General features: G+C 64.3%; 22 protein-coding genes. 13 read left to right on the top strand and 9 right to left on the bottom strand.

The window, feature by feature from the left end; all coding sequences use genetic code 11:
* Positions 1-49: 49 nt before the first annotated feature.
* Positions 50-361, bottom strand: coding sequence for a hypothetical protein (locus tag AB4037_RS21585; protein WP_441772898.1), 312 nt, complete (start codon positions 359-361; stop codon positions 50-52).
* Between the two features lie 297 nt (positions 362-658).
* Here AB4037_RS21585 and AB4037_RS21580 point away from each other — a divergent pair, with 297 nt between their 5' ends.
* On the top strand, positions 659-1,429 hold the full coding sequence (locus AB4037_RS21580) for a hypothetical protein (RefSeq protein ID WP_441772897.1): 771 nt from the start codon (positions 659-661) through the stop codon (positions 1,427-1,429).
* 3 nt (positions 1,430-1,432) lie between these two features.
* Here the strand turns inward: AB4037_RS21580 and AB4037_RS21575 are convergent, their stop codons facing one another.
* The gene (locus AB4037_RS21575) at positions 1,433-2,338 is read right to left on the bottom strand and encodes a LysR family transcriptional regulator (protein WP_441772896.1); all 906 of its coding nucleotides are present in this window, start codon (positions 2,336-2,338) and stop codon (positions 1,433-1,435) included.
* 82 nt (positions 2,339-2,420) lie between these two features.
* On the opposite strand from AB4037_RS21575, the gene AB4037_RS21570 reads away from it, so the two are divergent.
* The 7 genes from AB4037_RS21570 (at position 2,421) to AB4037_RS21540 (ending at position 8,535) form a co-directional block, all read left to right on the top strand.
* Positions 2,421-3,170, top strand: coding sequence for a sulfite exporter TauE/SafE family protein (locus AB4037_RS21570; protein WP_434959329.1), 750 nt, complete (start codon positions 2,421-2,423; stop codon positions 3,168-3,170).
* A gap of 137 nt (positions 3,171-3,307) precedes the next feature.
* A complete protein-coding gene (locus tag AB4037_RS21565) occupies positions 3,308-4,720 on the top strand; it encodes an MFS transporter (protein WP_434959330.1) in 1,413 nt (470 codons plus the stop codon).
* 143 nt (positions 4,721-4,863) lie between these two features.
* Complete coding sequence (locus AB4037_RS21560) at positions 4,864-5,175, top strand: ribbon-helix-helix domain-containing protein (protein WP_068289590.1); 312 nt, start codon at positions 4,864-4,866, stop codon at positions 5,173-5,175.
* Between the two features lie 183 nt (positions 5,176-5,358).
* A complete protein-coding gene (locus tag AB4037_RS21555; RefSeq protein WP_434959331.1) occupies positions 5,359-5,739 on the top strand; it encodes a c-type cytochrome in 381 nt (126 codons plus the stop codon).
* A gap of 30 nt (positions 5,740-5,769) precedes the next feature.
* The gene (locus AB4037_RS21550) at positions 5,770-6,144 is read left to right on the top strand and encodes a VOC family protein (protein WP_441772895.1); all 375 of its coding nucleotides are present in this window, start codon (positions 5,770-5,772) and stop codon (positions 6,142-6,144) included.
* A 94-nt stretch (positions 6,145-6,238) separates the two neighbouring features.
* Positions 6,239-6,775, top strand: a complete 537-nt coding sequence (locus tag AB4037_RS21545) for a twin-arginine translocation signal domain-containing protein (RefSeq protein WP_434959333.1) — start codon at positions 6,239-6,241, stop codon at positions 6,773-6,775.
* A 188-nt stretch (positions 6,776-6,963) separates the two neighbouring features.
* The gene (locus tag AB4037_RS21540; RefSeq protein ID WP_434959334.1) at positions 6,964-8,535 is read left to right on the top strand and encodes a GMC family oxidoreductase; all 1,572 of its coding nucleotides are present in this window, start codon (positions 6,964-6,966) and stop codon (positions 8,533-8,535) included.
* Positions 8,536-8,586: 51 nt separating this feature from the next.
* On the opposite strand, the gene AB4037_RS21535 is transcribed toward AB4037_RS21540, so the two are convergent.
* The 4 genes from AB4037_RS21535 to AB4037_RS21520 form a co-directional block, all read right to left on the bottom strand.
* Positions 8,587-9,000 (bottom strand): hypothetical protein, encoded by a 414-nt coding sequence (locus AB4037_RS21535; protein ID WP_441772894.1) that lies wholly within the window; start codon positions 8,998-9,000, stop codon positions 8,587-8,589.
* Positions 9,001-9,086: 86 nt separating this feature from the next.
* Positions 9,087-9,575, bottom strand: coding sequence for a hypothetical protein (locus tag AB4037_RS21530; RefSeq protein WP_441772893.1), 489 nt, complete (start codon positions 9,573-9,575; stop codon positions 9,087-9,089).
* 244 nt (positions 9,576-9,819) lie between these two features.
* Positions 9,820-10,887, bottom strand: coding sequence for an ABC transporter ATP-binding protein (locus tag AB4037_RS21525; RefSeq protein WP_441772892.1), 1,068 nt, complete (start codon positions 10,885-10,887; stop codon positions 9,820-9,822).
* 1 nt (position 10,888) lies between these two features.
* Positions 10,889-11,683: an SDR family oxidoreductase gene (locus AB4037_RS21520; protein WP_434959337.1), complete on the bottom strand. Its 795-nt coding sequence runs from the start codon at positions 11,681-11,683 to the stop codon at positions 10,889-10,891.
* A gap of 269 nt (positions 11,684-11,952) precedes the next feature.
* On the opposite strand from AB4037_RS21520, the gene AB4037_RS21515 reads away from it, so the two are divergent.
* The 5 genes from AB4037_RS21515 (at position 11,953) to AB4037_RS21495 (ending at position 16,172) form a co-directional block, all read left to right on the top strand.
* On the top strand, positions 11,953-13,188 hold the full coding sequence (locus AB4037_RS21515; protein ID WP_441772891.1) for an ABC transporter substrate-binding protein: 1,236 nt from the start codon (positions 11,953-11,955) through the stop codon (positions 13,186-13,188).
* 176 nt (positions 13,189-13,364) lie between these two features.
* Positions 13,365-14,234: a carbohydrate ABC transporter permease gene (locus AB4037_RS21510; RefSeq protein ID WP_441772890.1), complete on the top strand. Its 870-nt coding sequence runs from the start codon at positions 13,365-13,367 to the stop codon at positions 14,232-14,234.
* Positions 14,231-15,070, top strand: coding sequence for a carbohydrate ABC transporter permease (locus AB4037_RS21505; RefSeq protein ID WP_434959340.1), 840 nt, complete (start codon positions 14,231-14,233; stop codon positions 15,068-15,070). Before AB4037_RS21510 ends, AB4037_RS21505 begins: the two co-directional genes overlap by 4 nt.
* 237 nt (positions 15,071-15,307) lie before the next feature.
* Positions 15,308-15,673 carry a RidA family protein gene (locus AB4037_RS21500; protein ID WP_434959341.1) on the top strand — a complete coding sequence of 122 codons (366 nt, stop codon included), beginning with the start codon at positions 15,308-15,310 and terminating at the stop codon, positions 15,671-15,673.
* 112 nt (positions 15,674-15,785) lie between these two features.
* A complete protein-coding gene (locus AB4037_RS21495; RefSeq protein ID WP_434959342.1) occupies positions 15,786-16,172 on the top strand; it encodes a VOC family protein in 387 nt (128 codons plus the stop codon).
* Positions 16,173-16,186: 14 nt separating this feature from the next.
* On the opposite strand, the gene AB4037_RS21490 is transcribed toward AB4037_RS21495, so the two are convergent.
* Genes AB4037_RS21490 through AB4037_RS21480 form a run of 3 tightly spaced genes read right to left on the bottom strand, consistent with a single transcriptional unit; the run spans position 16,187 to position 17,628 of the window.
* Entirely contained in the window at positions 16,187-16,426 is a 240-nt protein-coding gene (locus AB4037_RS21490; RefSeq protein ID WP_434959343.1) for a hypothetical protein, read from the bottom strand.
* A 57-nt stretch (positions 16,427-16,483) separates the two neighbouring features.
* Positions 16,484-17,167, bottom strand: coding sequence for an OmpA family protein (locus tag AB4037_RS21485; protein ID WP_441772889.1), 684 nt, complete (start codon positions 17,165-17,167; stop codon positions 16,484-16,486).
* Positions 17,164-17,628, bottom strand: coding sequence for a hypothetical protein (locus tag AB4037_RS21480; RefSeq protein WP_441772888.1), 465 nt, complete (start codon positions 17,626-17,628; stop codon positions 17,164-17,166). Before AB4037_RS21480 ends, AB4037_RS21485 begins: the two co-directional genes overlap by 4 nt.
* Positions 17,629-17,889: the final 261 nt, after the last annotated feature.

Below are 17,889 nucleotides of genomic sequence, written 5' to 3'. Positions count from 1 at the left end.
CCCGCGCCATCGTCCCGCCGCGTTCAGGCTGGCCGGGTGCGATTTCGGCTCATTGTGCGTAGGCATAGGCCCCGTTGCAGGCTTCGACACCGGCAACATTGTTGACTTCGTGCCGGGTCGCTCCATTCACGCAGCTTTGATAGTCGTTCGATGCGCTCGGGTACTCCGGGGTGCTTCGCACGCCGATGGTGGGCAGATCCCGCGCCGGCTTCGGCAGCCTGGCTTCAGTGGCGTAATTACCGGGAATTCTCGGTACGTTTCCGGTGAAGGGTTTGACGGTCTCGATCGAAGCCGGACCGTAGGTGCAGGCCGCTGCCAGATTGGCGAGGAGGGCGACGGATAGGAAGGCGCGCATGTTCATTCGATCCACCGGCGCCCAGTGTATTTTCGCCACAACGCGGATTGCCCTGAGGTGCCGGAGCAATCAAAGCAGACCTGGCGGCAGACAAGTGTTCCCCGGCGAACAGGGTATCGTTCGCAAGTATCATTGTCCGCAGGGACGGCACCCACGCAGGCGATCGTCTTCGCTCGATCCATTTTCCTTATGCGGCGTTTATGAAACGCGGGCGGAATATTATGCTCTCTTGATTTGAAGGCCAGCTTTGGAAAGCCGTATAATGCGCTGCTGGGCAGGGCTTTGAACCGATCGAGGATGAGAATGAGAGCGTCGGTTGCCGAACTCGGTGAGGCGCTGGCTTCCAATCGCTCAGGCAGCGGCATCGGCGATCTTCCGCTTCACCTGATTTCATCGGAGCAGATGGCGGAGGAGGTCCAGGATGCGGCGCTTGCCGCCATGGACGACAATGTCGTGGGCTACTTTGCAACGGCGACGATCCCGGCCACCCGGCGCGTCCTGCAATGCGACGGTCCGGTGTTCGGGCCGCTGCTCGGTGCGAGCATGCTGCCCAGTCACACCCTCTTGCGCCTGCCGCCGGGTGTCCTGGGCGCCGAATGGAGCCTCGGCCTGCTGATGGGGGATTCCTATCCCGATCCGCACCATCCGGTGACATCGGCGCAGATCGAGGAGGCCATCATCGGCTGCGTGCCGATGATCACGATCCTCGGCCGACGGGTGAAGGGCGCGGTGCCGCTCAATTCCTGGACAGCGACGGCCGATTTCGGCCTGCATGTCGCGACCTCCAGGGGCGTGCCCGTCTACGACCGGCACCTGGCCGATCTCAAGGGAATGGAGGTCGTCGCCAGCATGAACGGCGCCGTGGTTGGCCGCAGCCATGGCGAAGGTGTAATGGCCGATGTCAGGGCAGCCATCGCGGATCTTTCGCTCTATCTGGCGCGCCGCAGCCGGCAGGTGCCGCCGGGCAACCTCATCGCCATCGGCGGGGGACCGCTGATCCTGCAGGCGGTGGCCGGCCAGGCCTTCACTGCCGATTTCGGAGAACTCGGCACGGTCGAGGTGGTGTTTGCCTGAGATCTAGCCAGTCAAATCTCGCGGAGACGCCCCCTGCCGCTCGAGTTCGTCGATGAGCAGGCGGGCATGCATCGACAGGCCGGCGAGGGATTTGGCGCAGACCACCAGGTGCCGGTCGGCCCAGCCGTCGCTGAGGCGCAGCGTGGCAAGGTGCGGGCTGCCATAGCGCTCGACGGCGGCGAGCGGCAGTACGCCGACGCCGATGCCGGCCTCGACCAGGCGAGCGACGGCATCGAAGCTGCGCAGCCTGACGCGGTAGGCGATGCGCCGTCCCAGGCGGCCGGCCTGGCGGGCGAGATGGTCGGTGAGGGCGCCCCCGGCGAGGCCGACGAAAGGCTCGCCGATCAGTTCGGCAAAGCCGATCTCCGGCCGGGCCGCGAGAGCGCTGGCGCTGGCCGTTACGGCCACCAGGCGATCAACGCCGAGGGCGCGTGTTTCCAGTTCGGCCAGATCGGCGGTAGCAGCGATCACGCCGAATTCGGCCGTGCCGGCGCTGACAGCCTCGACGATCTCGGCGCTGGTTCTTTCCTCCAGATCGATATCGACGCCGGGATGGCTGGCCAGGAAGACGCGCAGTGCCGCCGGCACCAGCTCGACCAGCCCGGCGGTGTTCGACAACATGCGGATCTCGCCCTTGAGGCCGGAGGAAAAGGACAGCAGCTCGCCGCGCATCTGCTCGACCTGGGCGGTGATGGTGCGGGCGTGATGCAGGAGCGCCCGCCCGGCGGCGGTCGGCTCGACGCCGCGGCGGCTTCGGGTGAGGAGGGCGGTGCCGAGCGCGGCCTCCATGCCGCTCACCCGGGCGCTGGCGGAGGCAAGTGCCATATGCATGCGCTCGGCTCCGCCGGAAATGCTGCCAGCCCGTACCGCTGCCTCGAACAGGCGCAAATCCGTGAGATCGAAACGCATGATCCTTTCCTTCGTTTTATCCGAAGGAAGGGATCGGATCTTCCCGATTGTCAAGCAGACGGCCGAATGTCAGGAAGCCTGCATGTCCGATTTTCTCCTGCTTGCTGGTGCCGGGCTGCTTGCTGGCGCGATGAACGCCATGGCGGGCGGCGGTTCCTTCGTGACGCTGCCGGCCCTGATCGCTGCGGGCGTGCCTTCGGTTGCGGCGAATGCTTCGAGTACGGTGGCGCTCTATCCCGGCGGCGCGGCCAGCGCTTATGTCTATCGCAGCGGCTTTGACCCGATCTGCGGCGCGCCGGCTGGATGGATGCTCGCGGTTACGCTGGCCGGCGGCTTGGCAGGCGCGCTGCTGCTCTTGTGGACGCCGACCTCGATGTTCGACCAGCTGCTTCCCTGGCTCTTGCTGGTCGCCACCCTCATGCTGGCGGCCGGGCCTCGGCTCGGCGCTGTGTTGCGGGCGCGGCTGACGGCGGGACCTGCCGTGGTGCTGGCGATCCAGGTCCTGCTCGGCCTTTATGGCGGCTATTTCGGCGGCGCCGTCGGGCTGATGATGATCGCGGCCTGGAGCCTGCTCGATGGAGCCGACTTCAAGGCGCTGAACCCAGCGCGCACGCTGATGGTCACCGCCGCCAATAGCGCCGCCGTCCTCTGCTTCGCGCTCGCCGGGGCGGTGGAATGGACGCAGACGCTGATGGTGGGAGGCGGGGCGCTCGCGGGCGGCTATCTCGGTGCCCAGGCGGGCCGCCGTCTGCCATCCGCCGCCGTGCGCCTCGCTACGTTGGTGATCGCGATCGGCATGACCGTAGCCTTCTTCGTCAGGGCCTATGCGTGAAAATGAATTTGGAAACGATCGTTCTCTTTTAGGTCCATCTTCAGCTTTTCCTTTCCAGTCTCGTCTTCTTTTTCTATGGTCCGACCAATGGCGCGGCAGAAACTTTCCGCCGCCTTCAGCCTTCGGAACCGACTTTCATGACATCCAAGCCGGCGAGCAGTTCCATCCTGGCCTTTCTCGTCGCAGGCGCCTATTTCATGGAGATGCTGGACGGCACGGTGGTGGTCAGCGCCCTGCCACAGATGGCCGAATCCTTCGGCGTGCAGCCGATCGACCTCAATATCGGCATCTCTGCCTATCTGCTCACTCTGGCCGTGCTGATCCCGGCGAGCGGCTGGGTCGCCGATAGATATGGCCCGCGTGCCGTGTTCGGCTGGGCCATCGTAATCTTCACCGTGGCCTCGATCCTGTGCGGCCTCAGTTCCAGCCTGCCGGTCTTCACGGCGGCGCGGATCCTGCAGGGCGTCGGCGGCGCCCTGATGGTGCCGGTGGGGCGGCTGATCGTGCTGCGCAATACCGCCAAGCAGGACCTGATGCGGGCGATCGCCACCATCACCTGGCCGGGCCTGGCGGCGCCCGTGCTCGGCCCGCCCATCGGCGGCTTCCTCGCCACCTATGCGACCTGGCACTGGATCTTCTTCCTCAACGTGCCGCTCGGCATCATCGGCTTCATCCTCACCATGAAGCTGATCCCCGCCGGCAAGCCGGATGGCGCCAAGCCGTTCGACTGGACCGGCTTCGTCTTGATCGGCGTTGCCTGCTTCGGCCTGATGTACGGCCTCGACCTGATCTCGCGACAGGACAGCTCGATGTCCCTGGCGGCGATCTGGCTGGCGGCGAGCGCCGTGGTCACGACAGTCGCCGTTCTCCATGCAAGGCGGGCTGAGCATCCCCTGGTCGATCCCTGGGCCCTGCGCATCCGCAGCTTCTCCATCACCATCTTGGGCGGCTCAGTGTTCCGCGTCGCCATCGGCGCGGTGCCCTTCCTGGCGCCCCTGATGTTCCAGCTCGCCTTCGGGCTCGATGCCTACCAGGCCGGCCTGCTGGTGCTGTGGGTGTTTGCCGGCAATATCGTGATGAAGCCCTTCACCACGCCGGTGCTGCGGCGCTTCAGCTTCCGCCAGGTGCTGCTCGGCAACGGCCTCGCCAACGCCGTGCTGATCTCTTCCTATGCGCTGCTGACACCGGCGACGCCCTTCCCGCTGATCTGCGCCTTGCTGTTCGCCAGTGGCCTGACGCGGTCGATGCAGTTCACCGCCCTCAATACCATCGCCTTCGCCGACGTGCCGGAAGCGCGCATGAGCGGGGCGAACACCCTCTTCAACGTCGCCCAACAGATGTCGATGGGCCTGGGCGTCGGCGTGGCTGCCGCAGCACTGCGCCTTGCCGAGCTGTGGTTCCCGGGCACGAACGGCTCGCTGCCGCTGATCGATTTCCAGATCGCCTTCGCGGTGATCGGATTGATCGCCTTCATCGCCATCCTCGACATGATCGGCCTCGATGCCAAGGCCGGCAACGAGCTCAGGGTTCGGCGAGCAGGCGCGAAATAGCATCCCGATACCAGCAACGCCCGGGCGCGACGTTCATCGATTGACAGACCCGCTCTCTTTGGAAAGAGTCAAAGAAAGCAAAGCGTTTTGCGACGTGCCGCAATCGGCAGGCATTGCAAGGACGCACCGATCGGGGGAATGCCATGTGCCATCTGTTCGCCTCCCAGCCGCCGGAGACCTATGAGACGCATACGCGTTCGGTGCGTATCGGCGGGCACGCGACCTCGATTCGCCTCGAAGCCGTCTATTGGGACATTCTGGAGGAGCTTGCGGTCGACCAGGGCATGTCGCTCGGCCGTTTCGTCACCCGCCTGCATGACGAAGTGCTGGACCTTCACGGCGACGTCCGCAACTTTACCTCGCTCCTGCGCTGCTGCTGCCTGAAATATGTCGCCGAGCTGCGACCGGCCGCTTCGCGCCGGCCTGCCGCCTTCGATCTCGTCGCCGCGGAGTAGGGCCGGCAGCCGTTGCTCTCGGTTCTGCCAGGGCTTCGCGCTGCTTTGGCTGAAGACAACCTATTTTCCGAATTCTCGACGTGTAATGCAATATTACTACCCGGTGTCTGAAGCCGGCACCTAACCTCCTGTCCATAGTCGCAAACCAAACAGGCGGTCATGATGGGTGGGACGCAAGGAGGGATGGGCAAGGCGCTTGCCGTCATGGCGGGAGCCTGGCTGCTCGGCATCTCCACCGCCCAGGCGGACGACGATCTCGTCGCCGCCCAGAAGCAGTTCGTCACCAGCTGCGGCACCTGTCATGTCGTCGATCCCAAGGCGGGTCCACGCCAGGGGCCGAACCTGGCCGAGATCGTCGGCCGCAAGGCGGGAACCTATCCGGGTTACAAATATTCGGCGGCCCTCGCCAATGCCGGCTTCGCCTGGGATGGCGACAGCCTCGACAAGTGGATCACCAATGCCCAGGCCTTTAAGCCGGGCACCACCATGCCCTATCGCCAGGCCGATCCCGCCAAGCGGGCGCGGATCATTGCCTATCTCAAGTCACTCAGCGTTCAAAAGTAGAGGCCAGTTCCCATGGGCATGATTCACAGCATGATCCGCGTTCTCGACGAGGAGCGTTCGGTCGATTTCTATCGCAAGGCCTTTGGGCTGGATGTCGCCGGCCGCTTCGCCTTCGAGAGCTTCACCCTGATCTATCTTAGCGACGAGACCGGCTTCGAGCTGGAACTGACGGTCAACAAGGGTCGTACCGAGCCCTATCAGCTCGGGGACGGCTATGGCCACCTGGCGATCTCCGTGCCGGACCTTGCTGCGACGCATGCGAAGCTCTCGGCCCTCGGCCTCGCACCCGGCGATTTGAAGACCCTGTCCTTCCCGGATGGCTCGGGAGCCGCTCGCTTCTTCTTCATCCAGGATCCGGACGGCTACAAGATCGAGGTGCTGCAGCGGGGCGGGCGCTACAAATAGCCCAACGGCCGCCTGTAGGCGGCCGCTCGGCGTCACAAGAACGGCAGACCGGGGCGCCGATGGCAGCCCCGGCGCAACATGCAGGGAGGACAACATGAAGAAAGCCAGGCAGGCGGGTGAACTGTCCCGTCGCGGTTTTATCGTCTCGGCTGCGACCGGCGTTGCGCTGGTGGTCTCCGGCGGCGCGCTCTATTGCCCGCGGGAGGCCTGGGCGCTGGACGCCACCACGCTGAAGCCGGAGACGCTGGAAACGCTGATCCGGATGTCGCGCGACATCTATCCCCACGACCGGCTGCCCGATCGCTATTACGCCATTGCCGTCAAGGACTTCGATGCCAAGGCGGGCAAGGATGCGGCCAGCAAGGCGCTGTTCGAAGATGGCGTGACCACGCTGGACGGGCTGGCCGCCGCAGCAGGGGGCAAGCGCTACGCCGATCTCGGCTGGGAAGAGGAGAGGCTTGCGATCCTTCGAAAGGTCGAGGCATCGCCCTTCTTCGGTGCCGTGCGCTCAGGCCTCGTGGTCGGCCTCTACAACCAGAAGGAGGTCTGGCCGCTCTTCGGCTATGAGGGCTCCTCCGCCGACAAGGGCGGCTACATCAACCGTGGCTTCTCCGACATCGAGTGGCTCTGACCCGGCCTGCAGAAACCGGATTCCCTCGATCATTCTGACCGGCCGGGTCTTCCTGCCGGCGGCACCCATTCCCGAGCAAAGCGCGTTTCAGCGAGAACGCATTTTTACTCTCATTCTTTGGTTCGACGCGTCCTTGCGGCCTGAGACGAGCCCGTCTTTGCGCAGGATGCTTTGGAGGAGACGGAACCATGGCAGCTCCTTTTGATCTGAACGACGATTCCGTCGTGGTGATCGTCGGCTCCGGCGCCGGCGGCGGCACGCTGGGCACCGAACTGGCCCTCAAGGGCGTGAAGGTCGTGATCCTGGAAGCAGGCGGCCGCTACGAGATCGAAGACTTCGTCAACGACGAGTGGGAGAGCTTCGGCCAACTCGCCTGGAAGGACATGCGCACCACTTCCGGAAGCTGGCGCGTGCACAAGGACTTCCCCAATTTGCCGGCCTGGATCGTCAAGGCGGTCGGCGGATCGAGCGTGCACTGGGCCGGCGCCTCGCTGCGCCTCCAGGAACACGAGTTCAAGATCCGTTCCACCTATGGCAGCCTGCCGGGCGCCAATCTTCTGGATTGGCCGATCACCCTCGCCGAACTCGAGCCCTATTATGCCAAGGCCGAGGACAAGATGGGGGTGACACGCACCAACAACATTCCCGGCCTGCCCGGCAACAACAACTACAAGGTGCTGGAAGCCGGCGCCAAGAAGCTCGGCTACAAGGAAGTGCATACCGGGCGCATGGCGATCAACAGCCAGCCGCGCGACGGGCGCGGCTCCTGCCAGCAGATCGGCTTCTGTTTCCAGGGCTGCAAATCGGGCGCGAAATGGTCGACCCTCTATGCCGAGATCCCGAAGGGCGAGGAGACCGGCAATCTCGAGGTTCGGCCGAACAGCCAGGCCGTCAAGATCGAGCATGATGCGAAGGGCAAGGTCACCGGCGTGGTCTATCTCGACAAGGACGGCAAGACGCAGCGCCAGAAGGCGCGCGTCGTCGCGGTTGCCGGCAATTCCATCGAGAGCCCGCGTCTGCTGCTCAACTCGGCCTCGAACCTGTTCCCGGACGGCTTGGCCAACAGCTCCGGCCAGGTCGGCCGCAACTACATGCGCCATACCACCGGCTCGGTCTACGGCGTTTTCGAAAAGCCGGTGCACATGTATCGCGGCACTACCATGGCCGGCATCGTGCGGGACGAGGCGCGCCACGACCCCAAGCGCGGCTTCGCCGGCGGCTATGAGCTGGAGACGCTGTCGCTCGGCCTGCCCTTCATGGCAGCCTTCCTCGATCCCGGCGCCTGGGGGCGATCCTTCACCTCCGCCCTCGACAGTTACGACCACATGGCCGGCATGTGGATCGTCGGCGAGGACATGCCGAGCGAGGCCAACCGCATCACCCTGCATGCAAGCGCCAAGGACAAGGCGGGCATGCCGGTCGCCAATGTGCATTTCGACGACCACGAGAACGACACCGCCATGCGCAACCATGCCTATCGGCAGGGGCGGGCGATCTATGAGGCTGTGGGCGCCGTCAGGACCTTCCCGACGCCGCCCTATCCCTCCACCCACAATCTCGGCACCAACCGCATGAGTGCCAAGGCTTCCGATGGCGTGGTCAACAAGCACGGCCAGACGCACGACATCAAGAATCTGTTCGTCTCGGATGGCAGCCAGTTCACCAGCGGAGGCGCGGAGAATCCCACATTGACCATCGTGGCGCTCGCCATCCGGCAGGCCGACTTCATCGCTTCCAGTCTGAAGAAGGGGGAGCTGTAGGGACGAGGCGCGGGAGGCGCCGAGTGAGTCTCCCGCACCGTAAAATCCTGCTCAATCCGCAACCAGATGGCTCTTGCAGACGGCGCTGGGTGGGGCTTCCCAGGGGCCGCGCGGATTCATCTGGGCGGTGTAGCCCTGATAATCGCTGATGGTGCGGACGCAGTCGGCATAGGCCAGTTCGCCCCTGCAGCGTTTCATCGCCGGGGAATGGTCCGCCAGCCCCTTGGCGCGGCAGATCGAGGTGTACCCCTCGTCGACAAGCCGTCGGCTCTGGGCTTGCTGGCAACCGGTCTTGTCCTGGGCACTGGCGCATCTAGCGGCGGCGTCCTGACGGACCTGCCGCTTGTCGATGCCGCTTCCCGATGCGCAGGCTGCCAGGGCGATGCCGCTGCCTGCAACGAAGAGGAGGGCGATAGGGAAGGGCAGCTTGCGTCGGAGGGACTGACTTTCATGATTGACGCGCATTCTCGGCCATCTTTTCGTTGTTGTCGAAGGCTTCAGCCCAAACCATGGCACGGGGCGGCAATAGCGTCGATGTCAGCCCGCCCTGCTCAGCTTGCTGTCCCCATCGGATTGGGCAGGTAACCGACGAAGCCGGCGATCTTCCAGCTTCCGTCGACCCGGTTGCACAGATAGAGGGTCTGCCAGCTGATGGCATCGATGCTGCCGTCGGCCTTGGCGATGGTGCCGTCGAATTTCTTGTGTGCCACCGCCCGCTCGCCGTTGATGTCGATCTCTCGCAGCGAAGTGATGCGATAGAGCGCTTCGCGGCGGGGCTCGGCATAGGCGGTGGCGGCCGAGAGCCTGGCCTGGCTCAGCCAGCGGTCGCGGTAATCATCGAGGCGCGGAAAGATCATGCGCCATTCGTCCGGATTGGCGGATTTAAGGCCGCTCAGGCCGAAGAAGCTTTCGGCGAGGAAATCACCCTCCACCGCTGGCCAGTCCGCCTTGAGATAGGCCTCGATGTCGCGGCGGACCAGCATCTCCCACAGGGCGTGGCGTTCGGGATCGTCGGGGAAGGGATTGGTGTCGAAGGGCATGCAAGGTCCTGAAAGGAAACCGGTTTGAATAGCTGGCGCGACACTGACACCCCCTCGCCCCGTTTACGGGAGAGGGCAGAGGTGAGGGGCTGTGCAGTATGTGCGGACTTATCGCTGCCCCTCACCTTACCTCTCCCCGCAAGAAGCGGGGCGAGGGGGCGCGAGCGTCGAGTCTCTTCATTGACCACCCCGTCTCGCACGACCCTCAGCGAGACCAGAGGCACGAAATCCTTAGCCTCCCGCCTTACAGCCGCGCACCGCTCTGCGGATCGAAGACGTGGACATTCGCACGGTCGACATTGAGGTGGAGTGTCTCGCCCGGCTGGGGCGACAGGCGCTCGCGGAACACGGCGCGCATCGCGATGCCGTCGATGGTACCGAACAGATGGGTCTCCGCCCCGGTGGGCTCGACCACGCCGACCACGAAGGGAAAGCCGTTCTGTTCATTGCCGAGCAGGAAATGCTCAGGGCGGATACCGACCTCGACGGCCTGGCCGGAGGTAGCGGTGCTGTCGCCCATCGGCAGCGAGAGGCCGTTCTGCGTTCGCAAACGGGGTATGCCGTCGCCCTTCTCGACCGTGCCGGGAATGAAGCCCATCGAGGGCGAGCCGAGGAAGCTCGCCACGAAGCGGTTGGCCGGCCGGTCGTAGAGTTCGAGCGGCGTGCCGACCTGCTCGATATGACCGGCATTCATCACCACGATGCGGTCGGCCATGGTCATAGCCTCGATCTGGTCATGCGTGACATAGACGATGGTGGTCTTCAGGTCCTGGTGCAGCGCCTTGATCTCGGTGCGCATCTGCACGCGCAGCTTGGCGTCGAGATTGGAGAGCGGCTCGTCGAACAGGAACAACTCGGGCTGGCGCACGATGGTGCGGCCCATGGCAACGCGCTGGCGCTGGCCGCCGGAGAGCTGGCGGGGATAGCGGTCGAGATAGTCGTGGAGATTGAGCACGCCGGCGGCCTTCTTGACGCGCGGCTCGATCGATTGGGCGCTCTCGCCGCGCATGCGCGGGCCAAAGCCGATATTGGCGCGCGTCGTCATGTGCGGAAACAGAGCGTAGCTCTGGAACACCATGGAGATGTTGCGCTGCTGCGGCGACAGCTTGTTGGCAAGCTTCGAGCCGATCCACAATTCGCCGTCCGAAATCTCGTCGAGACCGGCGATCATGCGCAGCAGCGTGGACTTGCCGCAGCCGGAGGGGCCGACCAGCACCACGAATTCGCCGTCGCGGACATCGAGGTCGATGCCCTTGAGGATCACGGCCGAGCCATATCGCTTTTGCAGCGCCTTGACCTGCAGGCCCGCCATGTCACGACCTCCTCTCGATGATGTCGCGCACGAAGCGCAGATTGCCGGCGGTCAGGCCGCCATCGACCGGCAGGACCGCCCCCGTCACGCCGGCGGCGAGCGGGGAGGCCAGGAAGACGGCGGCATTGGCGACGTCCTCGGGGCGCACCATCCGCCCGAGAGGGTAATGGGAGACGACATCTTCGAGGATCGTCGGATCCTTGGCAAGGCGATGGTCCCAGGCCGGCGTGCGCACCGAGCCGGGGCAGACCACATTGGCGCGGATGCCGTTCCGGCCGGCCTCCACCGCGATCGACTTGGCATAGGCGATCAGCCCGGCCTTGGCGGCCGAATAGGCCGGGTTGCCGTAATGGCCGAGCCCGTTGACCGAGGCGACGAAGACGACCGAGCCGCCGCCGCGCGCCACCATCGCTTCCATCACGGGCCGGGTGACATGGAAAGCGCCGGTGAGGTTGATGGCCAACTCACTGTCCCAGACCGCGTCGTCGACGTCATCCAGCGTCTCGGCGCGGGTGAAACCGGCATTGTTGACCAGGATGTCAGGCGTGTTGCCCTGTGCCACCAATCCGGTGATCGCATCGGTGCAGGCCTTGGCGTCAGTGAGATCGAAAACGAGTCGGTGCTGCAGAGGCAGGCTTTCCAGAAGGGACGCATCCCGGTCTGCGCCGGAGACCATGGCGCCGGCGTGGCGGAAGGCTTCGATCATCGCCCGCCCTATGCCCCCGCCGGCGCCGGTGACCAGGACATGGCGCCCCGAGAGGCCGAAGGGATCGGGGTGGCTGGCAGGATCGGACATCGGAAAACTCGTGAGAACGGATGGTTCTTTGCGAACGAAAACGGGCGCCATCTATGCATGCCGATGGCGCGAAGGCAAAGCCGCATGCCGCCTCCCGCCAGTGAAATTGGGGGTAATGCGATGGGACTGACAATTCCACGTCGGCTGTGTGCCGACTGGTCAAATCTGCTTGCGCGGTTTTCGATTACGGGGAACATTAGCGCCCTCTTGCGGCGAGGCGCGCGGGGGCGCGGCAACGACCGCAGCAATGACAAGGACGGGGACGTTTCATGACAATGATCGGACGGATGGCGATGCTGCTCGCAGGCGCCAGTCTCCTGGCCTGCGCCGCCACGGCACAGGCGGGCACGGTGCGCGTGACCATCGCCGAATATTCGAAGGCGACCGGCCCCTATTTCAAGGAAGCCGCGGAGGCGTTCCAGAAAGCCAATCCCGACACCAAGGTCGAGATCGAAGTGGTGCCGTGGGACAATCTCCAGCAGAAGCTGACCACCGACATTTCGGCCGGCACCAATGCCGATCTTTCGATCATCGGCACGCGCTGGCTGCTCGATTATGTCTCGCAGGGTGTGGTCGCTCCGCTCGACAGCTACATCACGCCCGAGTTCAAGGGCAGCTTCATCCCGACCTTCCTGTCGCCTTCGGTGATGGACGGCAAGACCTACGGTCTGCCGATCGCGGCTTCCGCCCGCGGCATGTATTACAACAAGGACGTCTTCGCCAAAGCCGGCGTGACCGAGTTCCCCAAGACCTGGACCGATTTCCAGGCTGCCGCCGCCAAGATCAAGGCGTCTTCGCCTGACGTGGCTCCCTTCGGCCTGCAGGGCAAGGAAATCGAGACGGACGTCTATTTCTACTACGGGCTGTGGGCCAATGGCGGGACGATCGTCAAGGACGGCAAGTCCGGCCTCGACAGCCAGGCGGCTATTGATGCCGCCAAGCTCTATAAGGGCTTCATCGACGGCGGCCTCACCGAGCCGGGTGTGACCTCCTATGCCCGTGAGGACGTGCAGAACCTGTTCAAGCAGGGCAAGGTCGCCACCGTGATCACCGCGCCCTTCCTCTCCGGCCAGATCAAGAAGGAAGCGCCCAATTTGAAATATGGCGTGGCGCCGATCCCGGTCGGGCCTGAAGGCAAGCCCTTTACCTATGGCGTGACCGATTCGATCGTGCTGTTCGAGAACTCCAAGGTGAAGGACGAGGCCTTCAAATTCCTCGTCTTCCTGTTCTCCACCGAACAGCGCACCGCCTTCGACAAGAACGAAGGCTTCCTGCCGGTGAACGCCAAGGAAGCCCAGGATCCCCATTTCGCCGACGATCCGGACCTGAAGGTGTTCGCTTCCCTCCTGTCCGGCGCCATCTTCGCGCCGGTGATCCCCGGCTGGGAAGACATTGCCCAGACCACCTCCAATGCGATCCAGACCATCTATCTGGGCAAGGGCGAGATCGAACCGACGCTCAAGGAGGCAGCTGCCAAGGTCAACGGCATCCTCGCCAAGAAGTAACGGGATGACGGTGGGGCTGTAACCCTCACCCACAACCCCTCTCCATTCAGGGAGAGGGGAACTTTGCCATCATGCACTTGCCAGCAGGCACGGCGTCTCGCATGAAGGGGCGACGCGGTGCCGCTTACCCGCCCCACCGTAGCCGGAAAACCATCCGACCAGGAGACACCCACCGCATGGGGCGTGCGACACCCTATCTTCTGATCCTGCCGAGCTTCCTGATGGCGGCCTTCATCATCTTCTGGCCGCTCTACCAGATCGGCCAGATTTCGCTGCATGACGTCAACCGTTTCGGCATGCTCAGGGAGTTTTCGGGCCTCGCCAATTTCCAGGCCCTGTTCGCCGATCCCGATTTTCTCGCGGCGCTGTGGCGCACGCTGGTCTGGACTGTGGGCGTGGTGGCCGGCACGCTGATCGTCTCTGTGCCGATCGCCCTCATCCTCAACGATGATTTCTACGGGCGGAGCCTGGCCCGCGTCATCATCATGCTGCCCTGGGCAGTGTCGCTCGCCATGACGGCGGTGGTCTGGCGCTGGGCGCTCAACGGCGAGAGCGGCATGCTCAATTCCGGGCTGCGAGGCCTGGGGCTGATCAACGGCAATATCGAATGGCTGGCGGACGCCTCCACCGCCTTCCCGATGCAGATCCTGATCGGCATCCTGGTCTCGATTCCCTTCACCGTGACGATCTTCCTCGGCGGCCTCTCCTCGGTGCCCGACGATCTCTACGATGCCGGCGCGGTGGAGGGAGCAAGCCGCTGGCAGCAATTCACCCACATCACGCTGCCCCTGCTGAAGCCCTTCATCAACATCGCCTTGGTGATGAACACCATCAACGTGTTCAATTCCTTCCCGATCATCTGGGTGACCACGCAGGGCGGCCCGGCCAATTCCACCGACATCCTGGTGACCTATCTCTATAAGCTCGCCTTCCGCCTGGGTAAGTTCGGCGAGGCGGCAGCGGTGTCGATCATCATGTTCGGGCTGCTGCTCGTCTTCGCCATCATCTATGTGCGGCTGGCCATGCGCGAGGAGGAACAGGCATGAGCAAGCTCAAACGCTCCATCCTCTACTGGGTCTTGCTGGCGCCTTTGGTCGTCCTCACGCTCTTTCCCTTCGCCGTGATGTTGGTGACTGCGCTCAAGCCGACGGAGGAGATGTTGTCCTCCTCCTGGTGGCCGAGCCGGCCGGTCTGGAGCAATTTCATCACCATGTATACCGAGACCGCCTTCGGGCCGGCGCTCGTCAATTCGCTGATCGTGTCGCTGGTCACCACCGTGCTGACGGTGCTCGTCGCCATTCCCGCCGCCTATGCGCTCAGCCGCTACCGCTTCGCCGCGCGCGGGGCCTTCCGCCAGTTCCTGCTGATCTCGCAGATGCTGTCACCTATCGTGCTGGTCTTCGGCCTGTTCCGTCTCCTGGTGGAACTCGGCAACCGCCTCGGTTTTCAGCTGATCGACAGCCTGAGCGGCGTGACCTTCATCTACATCGCCTTCAACCTCGCCTTCGCGGTGTGGATGCTGCAGAGCTATTTCTCCACCATCCCCAAGGATCTGGAGGAGGCGGCCTGGATCGAGGGCGCCGGTCCCTTCGCCACGCTGGTCAAGGTATTCCTGCCGCTGGCGCTGCCGGCGATGGCGGTGACGGCGATCTTCACCTTCATCAATGCCTGGAACGAATATGTCATCGCCCTCACCATGCTGCGCAAGCAGGAGGCCTATACGCTGCCTTTGCAGGTGGTGAACCTGGTGGCCGGGCGCTACACGGTGGAATGGAACTATGTGATGGCGGCCGCCCTGGCGGCGACCATCCCGATCGCGATCCTGTTCACCTGGCTGCAGCGCTATCTGATGCGCGGCCTGGCGCTAGGTGCGGTGAAGTAAGACAGCGATCCGCGTGTGTTGCTGCCTCGTAGCGGTGGGGCGAGAGGATAAGAGTGACAAATGAGCGCGACGCTTGCGCCTCCTCTCCCCGTATTTACGGGGAGAGGATAGAGGTGAGGGGCGGCTCAGCGTTTGTTTTGGCAGACATCCATGCTGCCCCTCACCCTTACCCTCTCCCCGCAGGCGGGGCGAGGGGGCGGCAAGTGCCGTGTCTTTGATCGCTCTGAAGGAATTCCCATGACCAAGCAGCATTTCGGCACCTCCCATGTCCCCCTGTCCCCGGCCGTGCGGGCGGGTGACAGCATTCACATTTCCGGCCAGGTGCCGACCCTGCCGGACGGTTCGGTGGTGCCGGGTGGCATCGAGGCGCAGACCCGCCAGGTGATGGAGAATCTCGGCAAGGCTCTGGCTCTGGCCGGGGCCGGGCTGGAGGACGTGGTCAAGACCACCGTGATTCTGGCCGATGCCCGCGATTTCGGTGCCTTCAACAAGGTCTATGGCAGCTACTTCCCCGCCAACCCGCCGGCACGCACCACGCTGGAGGCCCGGCTGATGATCGACATCAAGATCGAGATCGAGGCGATCGCCTACAAGCCGCTGTGAAAGGCCAGGGGTGAGGGAGTGCCTCTCGACTCACCCCAAAATCCCGCTTCTCGGACTGGACAAAACTGGCTCTTTGTTTTATCGCTTAAGTGAACAAACAGGGAACATGTCCATGAAGCTCGGTTATGTCGTCCATTATGTCCGTGACGTCGTCGAGACCTCGGCCTTCTACAAGCAGGCCTTCGGGCTGGAGACACGCTTCATCGCCGAGGGGCAGTTCGCCGAACTCGTTACCGGCGAGACCTCGCTGTGCTTTGCCGATGAGCGCTTCGTCACTGACATGACCGGCCCCTTCCAGCCCAACCGGCCGGATGCGCCGCCGGCGGGCATCGAGATCGCGCTGGTGGTCGACGATGTCGAACTCGCCTGCAAGAAGGCCCTGTTCGCGGGAGCGCAGGCGGTATCGCCGCCGGCGCAGAAGCCCTGGGGCCAGATCGTCGCCTATGTGCGCGACAACAATGGTTGCCTGGTCGAAATCTGCACCAAGGTGGCGGTCTGAGCCGGTGCCGCGGTTCAGCCGTTGACGATGATGACCGTCATGATCACCGCGGCCACGCTGATGCAGAACACCACGCCGAGCACGAGTTGCACCAGGGCGTTGGCCGACACATAGGTGCCGGCGACGCCGCCCAGCACGCGGATGGCCGTCTGCTTGCCCTCGCCGACGGCGGCTATCGGATGCCCGCAGGATGGGCAGGCGAGCGCCTGTTCCGAGACGCGCTGGGTACAGGCAGGGCAGGGAATCAATGCCATGGTGTCGCCTTTCGCTTGATCGTGATGGTTGCTTGGTCGCCGGGACGCAAGCGCCCGTTATTCGGGCGGCTTGCCGATCTCGAACTCGACCCGGCGGTTGCGCTGGCGGCCCTCGGCATCGTCGGCGCCGCCGGCCTTTTGGTTGGGCGCGATGGGGCGAGTCTCGCCATAGCCCTTGATGGCCAGGCGCGCGGGACCGATCTTGCCGCGGGCGAGATAGGCTTTGACCGAGGCGGCCCGGCGTTCGGACAAAGCGAGATTGTAGTCGTCCTCGCCCTTGGCGTCGGTATGGCCACCGATCTCTACAGGCGCCTTGGGGAAGGCCTTGAGCACCTCGATGAGCCGTGCCAGCACGGGCTTGGCATCGGCGCGGATGGCGGTCTTGTCGAAGTCGAACAGCACGTCGCCGGGCAGGCTGATCAGGATCTTGCCCTCGCTCTCGCGGGCACCGAACTGCTCGAGCAACGCCTGCGTGCGGCTGCGCAGCTTGGCCGGCACCTCCCTGAGGCGCAGGCTGGTCGCCCTGCCGGCCGGGCCGAGCCGGCTTGCCGGAGCCTGCGGCGTAAAGCGCGTGGATGGCAAGGCATAGGGGTCCCAGCGGCTCGCGCCGATATCGCTGGGGCGAAACGCGGTCGGCTGCCCGCCGATCGGCTCGCGGCGATGCTCGATAATGAGGGCCGAGGCCGGCAGCGCCGGAAGAGCCAGGCCCAGCAGCGCCGCGGCGGCGCCGAGGCGCCTCATTGCGCCTTGACCGGGATCTTGAGCGTCAGGCCGGGGGCGTTGAGGTCATCGCCCGCATTGCCGTCGTTGAAGACCAGCCGGACCTCGCCGGCATCGGCCGGAATGCGGCCGGGAAACACCAGTTCGCCATCCATACTCTGGCCGTTCTGGATCATCAGATAGGGATTGTCCTCGGGCTGACGCAGGCTGAGCTTCTGGTCGTTGCCGATGTCGAGGAAGGCGTTGACGTCGTTGAGATTGACGCGATTGGTCTGCCGGCTGTCGAAGGAGGCGACGAGGCTGACCACCGTGGCGTCATCGCCCAGCGTGATCTTCTTGACGATCACCGTGACGCCGGCCGGAACGCTGGTCTGCACGCTGCCCTGATGCACCACCCGGGCTGCCTCCTCGGCTACCGATGGGGCAGCCATCGCCAACGCCAAGCCGGCGGCCGCGACCACGCGCGCAAAAAATGGCTTCATTCCAAACTTTTCCGGCACCCCAAGTCTCCTCAGTACCCCAATGAAATCCAAAAGATTGCTGCAAGCTTATGGATTTCAGAGCGAAACTATCACCGGGCCTGTCGGCAGTTCAACTGTGGGATCATCTACAGCTATAGGCTGTGGACAGAAGGGTTGAGGCTGCGACAGGGCCAGGGCATTACGACAGCCTGGATGCGTCATTGCGAGGCCGGGCAGCTATACCTGTGGGAACAGGCAGGAGACGTCGGCGGCGCGAGCTGG

Source organism: Labrys sp. KB_33_2, assembly GCF_052114505.1.
Taxonomy (GTDB): domain Bacteria; phylum Pseudomonadota; class Alphaproteobacteria; order Rhizobiales; family Labraceae; genus Labrys.
This window is presented reverse-complemented; position numbering and strand designations above follow the sequence as displayed.

Coding starts and splice junctions, on each gene's coding strand:
- AB4037_RS21585 (WP_441772898.1), bottom strand. CDS start 361: ATGAACATGCGCGCCTTCCTATCCGTCGCCCTCCTCGCCAATCTGGCA.
- AB4037_RS21580 (WP_441772897.1), top strand. CDS start 659: ATGAGAGCGTCGGTTGCCGAACTCGGTGAGGCGCTGGCTTCCAATCGC.
- AB4037_RS21575 (WP_441772896.1), bottom strand. CDS start 2,338: ATGCGTTTCGATCTCACGGATTTGCGCCTGTTCGAGGCAGCGGTACGG.
- AB4037_RS21570 (WP_434959329.1), top strand. CDS start 2,421: ATGTCCGATTTTCTCCTGCTTGCTGGTGCCGGGCTGCTTGCTGGCGCG.
- AB4037_RS21565 (WP_434959330.1), top strand. CDS start 3,308: ATGACATCCAAGCCGGCGAGCAGTTCCATCCTGGCCTTTCTCGTCGCA.
- AB4037_RS21560 (WP_068289590.1), top strand. CDS start 4,864: ATGTGCCATCTGTTCGCCTCCCAGCCGCCGGAGACCTATGAGACGCAT.
- AB4037_RS21555 (WP_434959331.1), top strand. CDS start 5,359: ATGGGCAAGGCGCTTGCCGTCATGGCGGGAGCCTGGCTGCTCGGCATC.
- AB4037_RS21550 (WP_441772895.1), top strand. CDS start 5,770: ATGATCCGCGTTCTCGACGAGGAGCGTTCGGTCGATTTCTATCGCAAG.
- AB4037_RS21545 (WP_434959333.1), top strand. CDS start 6,239: ATGAAGAAAGCCAGGCAGGCGGGTGAACTGTCCCGTCGCGGTTTTATC.
- AB4037_RS21540 (WP_434959334.1), top strand. CDS start 6,964: ATGGCAGCTCCTTTTGATCTGAACGACGATTCCGTCGTGGTGATCGTC.
- AB4037_RS21535 (WP_441772894.1), bottom strand. CDS start 9,000: ATGCGCGTCAATCATGAAAGTCAGTCCCTCCGACGCAAGCTGCCCTTC.
- AB4037_RS21530 (WP_441772893.1), bottom strand. CDS start 9,575: ATGCCCTTCGACACCAATCCCTTCCCCGACGATCCCGAACGCCACGCC.
- AB4037_RS21525 (WP_441772892.1), bottom strand. CDS start 10,887: ATGGCGGGCCTGCAGGTCAAGGCGCTGCAAAAGCGATATGGCTCGGCC.
- AB4037_RS21520 (WP_434959337.1), bottom strand. CDS start 11,683: ATGTCCGATCCTGCCAGCCACCCCGATCCCTTCGGCCTCTCGGGGCGC.
- AB4037_RS21515 (WP_441772891.1), top strand. CDS start 11,953: ATGACAATGATCGGACGGATGGCGATGCTGCTCGCAGGCGCCAGTCTC.
- AB4037_RS21510 (WP_441772890.1), top strand. CDS start 13,365: ATGGGGCGTGCGACACCCTATCTTCTGATCCTGCCGAGCTTCCTGATG.
- AB4037_RS21505 (WP_434959340.1), top strand. CDS start 14,231: ATGAGCAAGCTCAAACGCTCCATCCTCTACTGGGTCTTGCTGGCGCCT.
- AB4037_RS21500 (WP_434959341.1), top strand. CDS start 15,308: ATGACCAAGCAGCATTTCGGCACCTCCCATGTCCCCCTGTCCCCGGCC.
- AB4037_RS21495 (WP_434959342.1), top strand. CDS start 15,786: ATGAAGCTCGGTTATGTCGTCCATTATGTCCGTGACGTCGTCGAGACC.
- AB4037_RS21490 (WP_434959343.1), bottom strand. CDS start 16,426: ATGGCATTGATTCCCTGCCCTGCCTGTACCCAGCGCGTCTCGGAACAG.
- AB4037_RS21485 (WP_441772889.1), bottom strand. CDS start 17,167: ATGAGGCGCCTCGGCGCCGCCGCGGCGCTGCTGGGCCTGGCTCTTCCG.
- AB4037_RS21480 (WP_441772888.1), bottom strand. CDS start 17,628: ATGAAGCCATTTTTTGCGCGCGTGGTCGCGGCCGCCGGCTTGGCGTTG.